This is a genomic window from Acidovorax sp. GW101-3H11, from assembly GCF_001633105.1.
Classification (GTDB): Bacteria; Pseudomonadota; Gammaproteobacteria; order Burkholderiales; family Burkholderiaceae_C; genus Acidovorax.
Window position 1 is genome coordinate 212,493 of record NZ_LUKZ01000012.1, and the last position, 13,361, is coordinate 225,853.

The 13,361-nt window shown below is 68.3% G+C and carries 7 protein-coding genes; 3 read left to right on the forward strand and 4 right to left on the reverse strand.

Annotated features, from left to right (window positions below; all coding sequences use genetic code 11):
* Positions 1 to 16: 16 nt before the first annotated feature.
* A complete protein-coding gene (locus A1D30_RS13610; RefSeq protein WP_063461251.1) occupies positions 17 to 6,001 on the reverse strand; it encodes an MG2 domain-containing protein in 5,985 nt (1,994 codons plus the stop codon).
* 262 nt (positions 6,002 to 6,263) lie between these two features.
* On the opposite strand from A1D30_RS13610, the gene A1D30_RS13615 reads away from it, so the two are divergent.
* Complete coding sequence (locus tag A1D30_RS13615; RefSeq protein WP_063461252.1) at positions 6,264 to 6,872, forward strand: hypothetical protein; 609 nt, start codon at positions 6,264 to 6,266, stop codon at positions 6,870 to 6,872.
* Between the two features lie 67 nt (positions 6,873 to 6,939).
* Here the strand turns inward: A1D30_RS13615 and A1D30_RS13620 are convergent, their stop codons facing one another.
* The 3 genes from A1D30_RS13620 to argH form a co-directional block, all read right to left on the reverse strand.
* Entirely contained in the window at positions 6,940 to 8,379 is a 1,440-nt protein-coding gene (locus tag A1D30_RS13620) for a diguanylate cyclase (protein WP_063461253.1), read from the reverse strand.
* Between the two features lie 129 nt (positions 8,380 to 8,508).
* Positions 8,509 to 9,498: a Bug family tripartite tricarboxylate transporter substrate binding protein gene (locus tag A1D30_RS13625; protein ID WP_063461254.1), complete on the reverse strand. Its 990-nt coding sequence runs from the start codon at positions 9,496 to 9,498 to the stop codon at positions 8,509 to 8,511.
* A 141-nt stretch (positions 9,499 to 9,639) separates the two neighbouring features.
* The gene (gene argH / locus A1D30_RS13630) at positions 9,640 to 11,109 is read right to left on the reverse strand and encodes an argininosuccinate lyase (RefSeq protein WP_063461255.1); all 1,470 of its coding nucleotides are present in this window, start codon (positions 11,107 to 11,109) and stop codon (positions 9,640 to 9,642) included.
* A 52-nt stretch (positions 11,110 to 11,161) separates the two neighbouring features.
* On the opposite strand from argH, the gene A1D30_RS13635 reads away from it, so the two are divergent.
* Together A1D30_RS13635 and A1D30_RS13640 are read left to right on the forward strand one after the other, a co-directional pair.
* A complete protein-coding gene (locus tag A1D30_RS13635) occupies positions 11,162 to 12,415 on the forward strand; it encodes a histidine kinase (protein ID WP_063461256.1) in 1,254 nt (417 codons plus the stop codon).
* A complete protein-coding gene (locus tag A1D30_RS13640; protein ID WP_063461257.1) occupies positions 12,412 to 13,161 on the forward strand; it encodes a LytTR family DNA-binding domain-containing protein in 750 nt (249 codons plus the stop codon). Before A1D30_RS13635 ends, A1D30_RS13640 begins: the two co-directional genes overlap by 4 nt.
* Positions 13,162 to 13,361 lie beyond the last annotated feature (200 nt).

A 13,361-nucleotide genomic window follows, 5' to 3' on the forward strand; every position in this document is an offset into this window, starting at 1 on the left:
GGCATGGCGCTGCGGCCTACCGGGCCGCCTCCACCTTCACCCGCGCGTTGGGGAACTCGCCAAACATCTCGGGCGCGTACATCGCTTCCACCCGGCTCGGGGGCAGCGCGAAGTCACCCACGTTGTTCAGGCGCACGGTGTATTCCATCTTGACCGTGCCCTTGGGCAGGTACTCGTAGTAGCTGCGGAAGGACTCGAAGCTGCGCTCCTCGAACGCGGGCCAGCCGGGGCCGGTGCGCGCTTTTTCGCCCTGCGTGGCGATGGCCGAGTCACGGCCCAGGCCGCTGCCCAGGATGGTGGCGCCGCCCGGGATGGGGTCGGTGATGGCCACCCAGGTCATGTCGGCGCTGGCGTTCACCTCCAGCGTCACACGCAGCACGTCGCCGCGTGTGTACTGGCCTGCGGGCAGCGACTTGTTGGCCTGCTCTACCGGCGTGATGGTCTTGGTGATGGCATAGCCTGCTGCAAACGGCGCCTTGAGCTGCACGGCCGCCACCGACTGCAGCGTGAGCCACGGCTTGCCGGGGCCCTGGTGCGTGACGGCGAGCTGCTCCTTGCCACCTGTTTTGCTCCAGGGCAGGAACATGCCGTTGTTCTTCAGGTTGCCCGGCGATGCGGGCGCACCAAACCAGGTGCCCTGGTGAGGCGCACCGGTCAGGTCGCTGGTCTTCACTCGCTCGACCTTGCTCCAGTCCACGCTGGCAGCATTGCCACCCATGCTGGCCTTGGTGGTGCCGGACACCGGCACGGCCTCGAACTTGGCGCTGAATTTTTCCAGCGCCAGCCCGCCCCACAGGTTGGCCGTGGTGGTGTGCCAGGCACCCGCCTGCTGGCGGCTGATGAAGCCGTTGGCCAGGCGGCCCATGTCGTCCTTCCAGGCCGGGTCGTCCATCACCGCCAGCATCAGGCGCGCGGTGTTCACGTCGCCGTTTTGCATCAGCCACCACCAGTAGTCGTCCTGCTCGGTGCTGAAGATGAGCTTGGTGCCCTGGAACGACAGGCGCGCGCGCAGGATCTGCTGGGCCTCGGCCAGGCGCTGGTCGCGCTGGGGCACATCGGCCACGCGCTTCAAGACATTCACCCAGTCGATCACCGCATGCGTGGGCCACTGGTTGGGCGCGATGGTGATGCTGCTCACCATGCGGCCCTGGGCCTTGCCGTAGCGCGACAGCGCCTCGATGGCAGCGAGCTTGCGCATGTCCAGGTCCTTGCGCGGGCTCCAGAAGCTGCGCTCGATGCGGCCTTCAATGAAGGCGATCAGGCCGCGCTCCATGGGGGCGCGCACGTCGTCCGGCAGTGCAAACGCGGGGTTGATGGAGGCGGCCTCGTGCGTGGCGGCCAGCACGTAGGCAGTGAGCGTGTCGCTGCCCCGGTTGCTGTCGCCGTCGCGCGGCGGGAAATAGTTGGCCAGGCCGTCGCTGTCGAGGTAGGTGGGCAGCTGCGCCACCACGGTCTGCCACAGCGCGCCGTCGCGCAGGCCCACGGCCTTGCTGGTCTTTTGCTCCAGGCAGGCAAACGGGTAGCGGGCCCACCAGTCGCGCACGCCGGGCAGGCCCTCGGCCAGCTTGGGCTGCAGCGCCAGCTTGAGGCCGCCGCGCCCGGGCAACGCATCGGCGGGCGGGTTCACGTCCAGGTTGAAGCTGCCGTCCACCTGCACCAGCGTGGCCTGCTGCACGGTGAGCGGCACGGCGGGGATCAGCTTCTGGCTGGCCTTGAGCGCGTCGCGCGCGCCGCTGACGGTGTCCTTGGCCTCGATCTCCCACAGGATGGCCTGGGTGCGGGTCTGCGCGAGCTGCGCGGGCGCGGTGACGTTCCAGGCCACCTCGCGCGATTCGCCAGCGGGGATGTCCACGGTTTGCGGTTTCAGGTCGAGCAGCGTGGCACGCGGCGCCACCTCGACCTTCATCGCGGCCTTGGTGGTGTTGCGCAGCGTGAGCTGGGCGCGGAACTGGTCGTCCTCGCGCACCAGGGGCGGCAGGCCGCTGATGATCTGCAGATCCTGCGTGGCGCGAATGCTGGTGCTGCCGGTGCCAAACAGGCCGGTGGACGCATCGGCCACGGCCACGATCTTGAAGGTGGTCAGGGCATCGTTGAGCGGCACCGTCACCTTGGCCTGGCCGTTGGCATCGAGCTGGATGGCGGGCTGCCACAGCAGCAGCGTGTCGAGCAGCTCACGCGTTTGCGCCTTGCCGCCGCCACCGCCTGCGGGCACGGCCTTCTTGCCATAGTGGCGGCGGCCGATGATTTCCATCTGCGCGGTCGATGTCTCCACGCCCCAGCTGCGGCGCTGCAGCATGGCTTCGAGCAGGTTCCAGCTGTTGTTGGGCATCAGCTCCAGCAGCGCCTGGTCCACGGCGGCCACGGCCACCTCGGCATTCGCGGCGGGCTTGCCACCCGGCAGCGTGGCGGTGATGGTGACCTGCGCCTTGCCGCGCACGGCATAGCTTTCCTTGTCGGCCTGCACCTTCACATCGATCTGGTGGGCCTGCGTGCCCACGCGGATTTCGGCCAGACCCAGGCGGTAGGCGGGCTTGGAGAGGTCCACCAGCGCGGTGGGCGCCTGGTACTCACGGCCTTCGTACCAGAAGGACGTCCACCACTCGCTTGGCGACTTGAAGCCCCAGGTGAAGAAGCTGTACCACGGCACCTCGCGCAGGCGGCCGCGCAGGGCCAGCACGCTCACGTAGACGTTGGGGCCCCACTCGGGCTGGATCTTGAGGCTCACCGTGGGGTCCTGCCCGTTGAGCTGCACCACCTGCGTGTCGATGATGCCTTCGCGCTCCACCGCCACCAGCGCCGTGGCGTAGCGGAACGGCATGCGCACCTGGAACTTGGCGGTCTCGCCGGGCTGGTAGCTCTTCTTCTCGGGCAACATGTCGATGCGGTCGTGGTCTTCGCCGCCAAACCACAGCTCGCCCTGGCGGGTGACCCACACCGACGACGCGGCCACGCTGGTGTTGCCGTCCTTGTCGGTGGCCGTCACCACCAGTTCCACCTCGCCGGGTTCGTCAAGCTTGGATTCGCACAGCAGCAGGCCACGCGCGTCGGCCTTGCCACTGCACAGCGTGCCCAGGTCCTTGGTTTCGGTCTGGTTGTCGTAGCTGTAGAAGCCGCCCACCATGCGCTTGCGCGTGGTGGTGGTGATACGCGCCACGGCCTGCACCTGCAGCGCAGTGTCGGGCGCGGGTTTGCCCGCGTGCTGCAGCGCCAGCGCCTGGAAGCGGATCTTCTGGCGGGCCGACACCCAGCCCTCGGTCTTGATGCCGGCCACCACGCCCGCAGGCCACAGGGCCTGCACGCTGCGGAGGGTCTGCACCTCGCCGTTGGGGTCGGCGTAGGTGGCTTCCATCACCAGCTCCTGCGGCTGGCGCGCCTGGGGCACGTTGTCGATGGTGACCTTGCCCGCGCCGTCCTTGTTGAGGGTGAGGGGCAGCTTGTCGGCAATCACACGCGCATCCTGGCTGGCGGTGGCCTCTTCGTCGTCGCTGCTGGCATTGGACGCATCGCGCTTGCGGGGCGGGGTGAAGCTGAACGCCTCGTAGTCGCTGTACTGCAGGGTCTTGCCGCGCACCATGGCCGAGACACGCACCGGCAGGTGGGCCGCGCCGCCACCGGCCACATAGTTGATCTGCACATCGGTGGGCACCGAGCGCACACGCACCAGTGCCTTCTTGTCGGCGGGCGCGATGCGGCCCTCCAGCACCGGCAGGCGGAACTCCTCGACCCGGAACTCGCCCGAGCCGAAGCTGCGTTCGTTGTCCACATCGTTGCGCAACTCCACCTGGTACACACCCAGCTTGGCGGCGGGCGGAATGGCAAAACTGCTCTGGGCGCTGAGGCCACCGGTGGCGGTGCCGCGCCAGGCCAGCGGCTGGGTGAACTGCTGGCCGCTGCCCAGGTGGGTGATGACCAGGGTTTCAGGCCGCGCGTCGGGCAGGCCAAAGCCCTTGCGGGTTTCGGTGCGCAGCAGGTGCTTCATCGACACGGTTTCGCCTGCGCGGAACAGCGTGCGGTCGAAGATGGTGTGGGCCCGCTCGGTGGGGCGCGGGCCGGTGTGCGTGGGCACGTTGAAGCGCCAGGGCTCAATGCCACGCTGCCAGTCGCTCCAGGTGAAGGCCATGTCTTCCACGCCGTCGGCACCCTTGGAGCGTGCACTCACGAAATAGGCCTGGGTCCAGTCATCGCCGCTGCAGGTGGGCGCCTCGGGCGACAGCCCCTCTATCCGGGCCACGCCCTGGGCGTCGGTGGTGGCGCTGCCCACCTCGTTGCCCCGGCAGTCAGACACACGCACCTTGGCGCCCGCCACGGGCTGACCCTTGTCCAGCGTGGTCACCCAGGCCATGGCGTTCTCGCGGCCCAGCTTGAAGTGCACGCCCAGGTTGGTCACCAGCGCCGAGGTGCGCACATACATCGTGCGGCCCTCGCCGTGGCGGTCGTCCAGCAGCGAGGCGCCGAGCTTTTGCGATGCGATCTCCACCACATGGAAGCCCGGCGGCAGCGGAATGCCCACCACCTCGAACGGGCGCGGGTCGTTGCTCGCGGGTTTGGGCAGGTCCAGCGTCTTCACGCCGCCCTTGCCGGCCAGCAGCGACACCATGCGGCTTTGCACATGGCTGCGCTCATCGTCCAGCACCTTGGGCAGCGGGCCGGTCACGTCCTGGCGCGCCTGCTTACGGTCCACCAGGTAGTTGTCATAGCGCTTGACCTTGCGGAACCACGCAATGATCTCGGCGTCGGTGCCGGGCTGGAGCGTGCTCACCTTGCCCGCCGGGGCGGCCGCACCGGGGGTGCCTGGCTGCAGGCCCTGCACGCGCAGGGCGGCTTCCACATTGCGCAAGGTCACCGGCAGCAACGCGGGTGGTTTGTCCGACGCAGGGCCTTCGGCAAAACGCTCGACGATGCCAAACGGCGCCGCCGCAAACTTGGCCAGGGGCGGCATGCCGCCCGTGGACACCTTGAGCGGGAAACTCTCGGCATTGCGCAGTGGGCGGCCCGAGGCGTCCTTGAAGTCCTTGGGCAGCTCCAGCGTGAAGGCCGTGTTTTCGGCCAGCGGCGCGGCAAACTGCACGCTGTTGACCAGCGCATCGCCCTTCTGGCTTTCGATGCCGCCATCGGTCTGGGGCTTGAGGGTTTCCTTGGCCGACTTGAGGCGGATGGCCGTGGCCAGGCTGCGCGGCACCGGCGTGTTGAAGGACAGTTGCAGCGGGCGGATGGGCAGGCAGGCGGCCTGGGCGTTCTCGCGTTCGCAGCTGAACTCGGCCGAAAACGGCTCGCGCACCTTGAAGTCGAAGCGCTTTTCCACCGTGTTGGGCACACCGCTGGGCGTGGCCACGCCCTTGCCAAACACGATCTGCATGCGCGAGCCCGAGGTGAAGCGCCGGTTGCAGGCCAGCGTGGCGTACTGCAGTGGCTCCTTGGCAGCACTCTTGTCCAGGCCCAGCGTTTTCAGGATTTCGGCACGCTGCGCGCCCTCGATCAAACGCACCGGCACACGCTCGCCCACGCCTTCCATCGTGCACCAGACATTGGACTGGACGCTGGCCGTGGTGGCCGGGCCATTGAGCTGCAGCACAAAGAACTGCTCTTCGTCGATCTGTTCGTAGGTGTTCGGGCGAATAACCTGCACAAATGGGCCGCCGCTATTGAATTGATAGCTTTTAACGCCCACCAGATCCGCCCCAAGGGCCGATTTGAACCCTGGTTTGACGGTGGCGGTGCAGCGCACGCCGGGCGGCAGGTCGCGCTCGAAGTCGAACACCCATTCACGCTCGCCCGTCCAGCGGCCCGTGCCTTTGGCCGCGCTGGCGTCGCTGCAGCTCAGGGTCAGCGGCGCCGGAGCCTTGGGATCGCCAAAGTTGACGGCAGCGGCATCAAACTTGGCCACCACCTGGCGCACCTGCGCCACTTCGCCCTGCGGCGAAAAGCTGCTGATCTGCAGGGCCTGCGCCCCCCAGGCCACCAGCGACAGGCTGGCCGCCAGCATCCATTGTTTTTTGTTCATTTTTCCCCTCCGAAGGAACCAGGGCGGACGTCCCCAGTGGCCCCGCGGGGGGAAGGGGAATTGCACGACCTGCGAGCGTAACAAAACGGCACCACCGCCAGCGCAGCGTTGCAAGCGCTTACGTATGCCGAAAACAAGGCGGCCATCGGGCTTTTTCCCCCATGGACAGGCCCGGCCAAAGTGCGCACACTGGCTCCAAGCTGCTGCGCTGCGCGGCCCCTTCGGCGCACGGCCCATGCCAACCACACTGCAAGGAGATGCCATGAACCGCGTGCATTACGACAGCCACCAGCTGGACGAGCTGGTGCTGCAGATGATGGAGACCGAACAGGTGGGCGAGCGGGTGTACCGCGCCGCCCTCGCCTGCGCCCACCACCCGGCCCTGAAGAAGGAATGGCAGGGCTACCTGCGGGACAGCCAGGCGCACCAGGGCGTGGTGCGCCGCATGTGCGATGCGCTCGGCCTGGACCCGGACGCCCCCACCGCCGCGCGGGCCGTGACACGGCAGCTGGGTGACACATGGGTGCAGGCCATCGAGACGGCCCAGCGCACTTGCGACCCGGACACCGCCCAACGTGTGGCCTGCGAATGTGTGCTGCACACAGAAACCAGCAACCATGCCCAGTGGGAGCTGCTGGGCCGGGTGGCCCGGGTGGCGGTGGGCGACGTGGGCCAGACGCTCAAGGCGGCCTTCAAGGCCGTGGAGAAAAACGAAGAACACCACCTGCACCACATCCAGGGCTGGCACCGCGAGCTGGCCATCCAGGCGCTGGGCCTGCCCGCCGTGCTGCCACCGCCCGAGGCGGGCAAAAAAATGGGCCAGGGCCTGGGCGGCACGCCCCGGGCAGAGCCGCAGGTGGCCCTGCACTAAAAACAAACCGAGGGGAAAAGACCTACCTACAGGCTTGTGCGCCCGCAGGCGCCCTGCCCCGCGTGGGTCAGCCCGGCTGCGCTGCGGCGCCCCCCGGGGCATCGGCCAGCGTGGCCATCCCCTTGCCACCGTGTTTGCTGGCGTAGAGCGCGCGATCGGCACGGTCCATCAACGCAGACAGCGCCTCCACCGTAGGGCCCTGGAACAGAGCCACCCCGATGCTGGCGCCAATCAGCACATGCTGGCCGTTGTCGAGCCCGATGGGCGCCACCAGTGCTGCCAGCACCTTGTGGGCCATTTCCATGGCCGCATCGGGCGAATCCACCGCATTGAGCACCAGGGCAAACTCATCCCCACCCAACCGGGCCGCCGTGTCGTTGGCACGCGCCAGGCCCGACAGGCGCTGCGCCACGCGCACCAGCACCTGGTCGCCGCTGCCATGGCCCTGGCTGTCGTTCACGGCCTTGAAGCCGTCCAGATCCACCAGCAGCAACGCACCCGCACGGTGGTCGCGGTAGGCCGCCAAGGCCGCCTGCGAAAGGCGGTCTTCAAACAAACGCCGGTTGGGCAGCCCCGTGAGGCGGTCGTGGCTGGCCAGGGCCAGCACCTGCTGGTGGGCCCTCACCAGCCGCGCACTGAGCAGGCCCAGCACCAGCGCAAACGCATAGGCCAACATCACCACCAGGGTGGGTGCACGGCCTGCCGCCACCCAGCCGCCACTGGGCACGGCCCCCAGGATCCAGCTGCCGCCACCGGGCAGGGGCACATCTAGCGTGGCGGGCGCCTCGTCAAACAATTGGGGGCGGCCAATGAACACTGCCCCCTGCGCCCCCATGGCGTCCAGGCCCCGTGCCGCCACCTGGAACCCCATCTGCTCCGTGCTGAGCCCCACATCGGCAAACAAGGTGTCGGCATTGACCGTGAGCGACACAATGCCCCAGTACTGCGGCCCGCCCACGGGCGGCCTCTCGGGCGGGTGGGCCAGAAACACCGGCGTGCGGCTGATGATGCCCAGCCCGCCCTGCACCAGGGTGATGGGGCCCGCCACCACCGTGCGGCGGGACTGGATGGCCCGCTCCACCGCGCCGCGCTGCTGGGGGTTGTCGAGGTAACGCAGGCCGATGGCGCGCTCGTTGCCCACACGCGGATACACATCAGCGATCACGTTGTCGGGCGCCAGCGCCAGGTTGCGGATGTTGCGCTGGTGCTCCAGCAGGCGGCCGACCACGGTGGCAAAAATGTCGGGCGCCATGCTGCCCTGCGCGGCGATGAAGGCGGCCACCGTTTCGGGCACCGACAAGGTGCTTTGCAGTTGCCTGTCCAGCCGGTCACGGATCTGCAGCAGATGGCTTTGCGCCTGGGCCGCGATCTCGGCCCGGGCCTTGGTGTGCGAGATGTCAATGACCACCCAGGCCAGCAGCGCCGCGAGCGCGCCGCTGCATGCCCCCACCACCAGGGGCAGGTACCGATGCTGGATCCAGTTGGAAGGGAGGCGGCTGGTGGGCATGGGGGAAAGAAGGAGTGCAAAAAAGCGGCCCCTTGCATACCGAGACTGCGCCCGGAGCGCGGAGGCCGGGCACAGCATAAGCGAACACAGCGTGCGCTAGGCTTGCCGCCCCGCCCAGGGCCCGCCTGCTTACTGCGCCACGAAGCCGCTGGTCTTGATGATGCGCGCCCAGGCCTCGGTGTATGCCTTTTCGCGCGCAGCCAGTTGCTGGGGCGACATGTGGCCCACCGTGAGGCCCATGGCCGTGAGGTGATCGCGCACATCGGGCTGGGCCACCACCTTGGCCAACGCATTCGAGAAGTCGGTGATGAACTTCTGCGGCGTGCCGGTGGGTGCATAGATGCCGTAGTACGGCAGGTCTTCAAAGCCCTTGAGACCCATCTCGTCGAACGTGGGCACGTCGGGCATGGCAGCCTGGCGCTTGGTGCCCAGCACGCCCACCACACGCACCTTGCCAGCCTTGTGGTTCTCCATGAAGTCCTGCACCGAGGCCACGCCCGCGCCAATCTGGTTGCCGAGCATGTCGGCCATCATGGGTGCACTGCCCCGGTAAGGCGCCGAGACCAGGTCCAGCTGGTACTTCTGCCCGATCAGCTTGACCAGGAACTCCGGCGTGGACGCCGGGGCAGGAATGCCCACCGCGCCCTTGCCACCGCCGGACGCCTTGATCCAGCCCACGTACTCGGTGAACGACTTCGCAGGCGTGCCGCCCGACACAGCGAACGCATTCACAAAGGTGGCAAAACCGCCCACCGCCACAAAGTCGCGCGCGGGGTCAAAGCCGGGGTTCTTCACCACCTGGGGCAGGATGGAGATGGTGTGGTCGTGGGTGAGGAACAGCGTGGTTCCATCGGGCGCCGAGGCCTTGAGCGCCTGCGCGGCGATCTGGCCACCCGCGCCGGGTCGGTTCTCCACCACCACGGGTTGGCCCAGCTCGTCCTTGAGTTTTTCGGCCAGCGTGCGCGCAATGGCGTCGGTGCCGCCGCCGGGTGGAAAACCCACCAGCAGGCGGATGGGCTTGGGCGTCTGGGCCGATGCCAGGCCCACGGCCAGCGCAGCGCCCACAAAAGCACCGGTGCGCACTAAGCGGGACAGCAGATTGCGGCGGGTCGTTGTCATGGAAAAACTCCGGAAAGGGGTGGTGGTCCGTCAAGACCCGGTGCAAGATTCAGGCCCGCCGAACGCGGGCATCCGGGCATCCATACGGCGGCACCGACTGCGGCCACAAAAAAAGCCACAGCGGTGCAGCAGCGCAGGCGTTCAGCCCAGGCGTGCGCGGTGGCGCGCCAGCTGGGTGCGCACCTGCGCAGGCGCGGTGCCGCCGAGCGTGTTGCGGGCGTTGAGCGAGCCGCGCAGGCTCAGGCACTCATACACATCCTTCTCGATGGCCGGGTGAAAGCCCTGCAGCACGGCCAGCGGCAGCTCCGACAGGTCGCATGCATGAGTAGTGGCAGCCTTCACCGCGTGGGCTACCGTCTCGTGCGCGTCGCGGAAGGGCAGGCCCTTCTTCACCAGGTAGTCGGCCAGGTCGGTGGCCGTGGCGTAGCCCTTGAGCGCGGCCTGCTCCATGGCGGGTGCGTTGACGGTGATGCCGCCTTCCTTCTTGCCCGTGGCGGGGTTCAACTGGCCGCCGACCATCTCGGCGAAGATGCGCAGCGTGTCTTTCAGCGTGTCCACGGTGTCGAACAACGGCTCCTTGTCTTCCTGGTTGTCCTTGTTGTAGGCCAGGGGCTGGCCCTTCATCAAGGTGATCAGGCCCATCAGGTGGCCCACCACACGGCCGGTCTTGCCACGTGCCAGTTCGGGCACGTCGGGGTTCTTCTTCTGCGGCATGATCGACGAGCCGGTGGTGAAGCGGTCGGCGATTTTGATGAAGCCGAAGTTTTGGCTCATCCAGATGATGAGCTCTTCGGACAGGCGGCTCACGTGCACCATGCACAGGCTGGCAGCGGCGGTGAATTCGATGGCGAAGTCGCGGTCGCTCACGGCGTCCAGGCTGTTCTGGCACACGCCCTCCATGCCCAGGGTTTTGGCGACGCGCTCGCGGTCCAGCGGGTAGGTGGTACCGGCCAGGGCCGCCGAGCCCAGGGGCAGCACGTTGGTGCGGCGGCGCACATCGGCCATGCGCTCGGCATCGCGCTTGAACATCTCCACATAGGCGAGCATGTGGTGGCCAAAACTCACGGGCTGGGCCACCTGCAGGTGGGTGAAGCCGGGCAGGATCACCTCGACGTTCTGCTCGGCCACATCGACCAGCGACACCTGCAGCTCTTTCAGCAGGTCGCCAATCAAATCAATCTCGCCGCGCAGCCACAGGCGCACGTCGGTGGCCACCTGGTCGTTGCGGCTGCGGCCGGTGTGCAGGCGCTTGCCCGCGTCGCCCACCAGCTGAGTCAGGCGCGCTTCGATGTTCAGGTGCACGTCTTCCAGGTCCAGCTTCCATTCAAAGGCGCCGGATTCGATCTCCGACGTGATCTGGGCCATGCCGCGCTGGATGGAGGCGTGGTCTTCTGCGCTGATCACGCCCTGGGCCGCCAGCATTTCGGCGTGCGCCAGGCTGCCCGCAATGTCGGCCTGCCACAGGCGCTTGTCGAAGAACACGCTGGAGGTGTAGCGCTTGACCAGGTCGCTCATGGGCTCGGAAAACAGCGCCGACCAGGCCTGGGCCTTGGTGTCGAGCTGGTTGTGGGACGGCGCAGAGTCAGCGCTGGTGGCTTGGGCTTTGGACATAAGGAGGGCAATAATCCGGAGGTTCAGACACCCGGACTACCCGGGCGCCGCAATGCAAAACACGCAAATTTTATCGACCCAGCCCCCGCTGCCGGATTCTGCCCCTCCAGAACGCTCCGCGCGCAGCGTGCGGGCCGCTGCGGGCGCCGGGCCGGGTGGGCGGGCGCTGGTGTTCGACGCCTGCCAGGTGGGCGTGGTGCTGCGGGCCGTGCTGTTTGTGGAGGTGGTGGTGGGCGTGGGGGCCATGTATGGCGCCAGCAGCCCGCTGCAATGGCTGGCCAGCCTGGCGCTGCTCACGGGCGGCGCCCTGCCCGCCACGCTGGTGTGGCTCATCACGGCCTGCAGCCTCAAGACGGTGCTGCAGCGCCTGTCCACCGCGCAACAATATGCGGCAGGTGTGCTGCTGGGAGCGCTGGCCGGGGCTTACGGGTGCGGCATGCTGGCGCTGGTGGGCATGGCTGCGTCGCCCCCCTGGCTGGCCAGTGCCGCCACGGGCGCTCTGCTGGCCGCCATGCTGGTGGCAGCCCTGGTGCTGCGCGCGCGGGGCCGCACCCCAGCCGCCACCACGGCGCGCCTGACCGAGCTGCAGTCGCGCATCCGCCCACACTTTCTGTTCAACACCCTCAACAGCGCCATCGCCCTGGTGCGCGAAGAACCGGCCAAGGCCGAGTCGCTGCTGGAAGACCTCTCCGACCTGTTCCGCGTGGCCCTGGTGGAGCAAGGCGAATCGGTCACACTGGCCGAAGAGATCACGCTCGCGCGCCGCTACCTGGCCATCGAGGAGGTGCGTTTTGGCAAACGCCTGCAGGTGCAGTGGAACCTGGACCCGCGCACCGACGCCGCCCGCCTGCCCCCGCTGCTGCTGCAGCCGCTGGTCGAAAACGCCGTCAAACACGGCGTGGAGCCCAGTGCGCGCGGCGGCAAGCTGCGGGTGCTGACCGAGCTGCGCGGCAGCCGCGTGGTGGTGCGCATCACCAACACCCTGCCCCCCAAGGATGGCCGCCATGGCACGCCGGACGACGGCGGTGCGGGCAGCAGCAAGGGGCATGGCATTGCGCTGGCCAATGTGCGCGCCCGGCTGGCACTGCTGCACGACGTGCAGGGCGAATTCACGGCGGGCGTGCAGGATGGCCTGTACCAGGTGCGCATTTCACTGCCCGTGCCCGAGCCCAAAAAGAACCCCGGCCCCCCCTCCCGCGCGCGGCACCCCGTGCGCCGGGGAGCGCCACCGCTGCGCCGGGGCGCGGTGCCCGCCCCTGACGAGCATGCGCCCCTGGATGACTACCCACCCTTTGACCGCCCATGAACATCCTCATCGTTGACGACGAAGCCCTGGCCCGCAGCCGCCTGCGCACCCTGCTGTCCGACTGCACGGACACCCAGCGCATCACCGTGGCCGAGGCCGCCAACGCGGGCGAGGCCCTGGCGCAGCTCGGCCCCACGGGCGGGCGGGCGTTCGACCTGGTGCTGCTGGACATCCACATGCCGGGGCAGGACGGCCTCTCGCTGGCGCATGCACTGCAAACCCTGCCCCAGCCCCCGGCGGTGGTGTTTGTCACGGCCCATGCCGACCATGCCGTGAGCGCGTTCGAACTGGACGCCGTGGACTACCTCACCAAACCCGTGCGCCGCGAGCGCCTGCAGCAGGCGCTGGCCAAGGTGCAGCGCAGCGCCCGCGCCCCGGCTCCGGCCGCAGCCCCCAGCGTGCCCGAGGGCGAAACCCTGCTGATCCAGGACCGGGGCCGCACCGAGCGCCTGCCCCTGGCCGAGGTGCTGTACTTCAAGGCCGAACAAAAGTACGTGACCGTGCGCACCCCCACCCGCAGCTACATCATGGACGGCTCGCTCAGCGAGATCGAAGCCAAGTTCGCCCCCCGGTTCATGCGCATCCACCGCAACGCCCTGGTGGCCCGCCGCGCCGTGCGCGCGCTCGAAAAACACTACGACCCCGAAGAAGGCGAAGGCTGGGCCGTGCGGCTGCAGGGATCGACTGAGCTGCTGGCGGTGTCGCGCAGGCAGGTGGCGGCGGTGCGGGAAGAGCTGGCGCGCTGAACCCGCGCTGCTGGGCCTTCACCGCACTTTTCTGCGCGGCATGGGCAGCGCTCACGGAGCGCGCCCTCGGTACCGCCCATGGCCTGAGCGCCTCGCCCAGAAGCCCCTGCGCAAATGGAGCACCACCGGCACGCTGCAGGCGCCGACTTGGGCACCCATTCAACACAAAGTGTGAATAACAGCTTCACAGTCAGCAGATT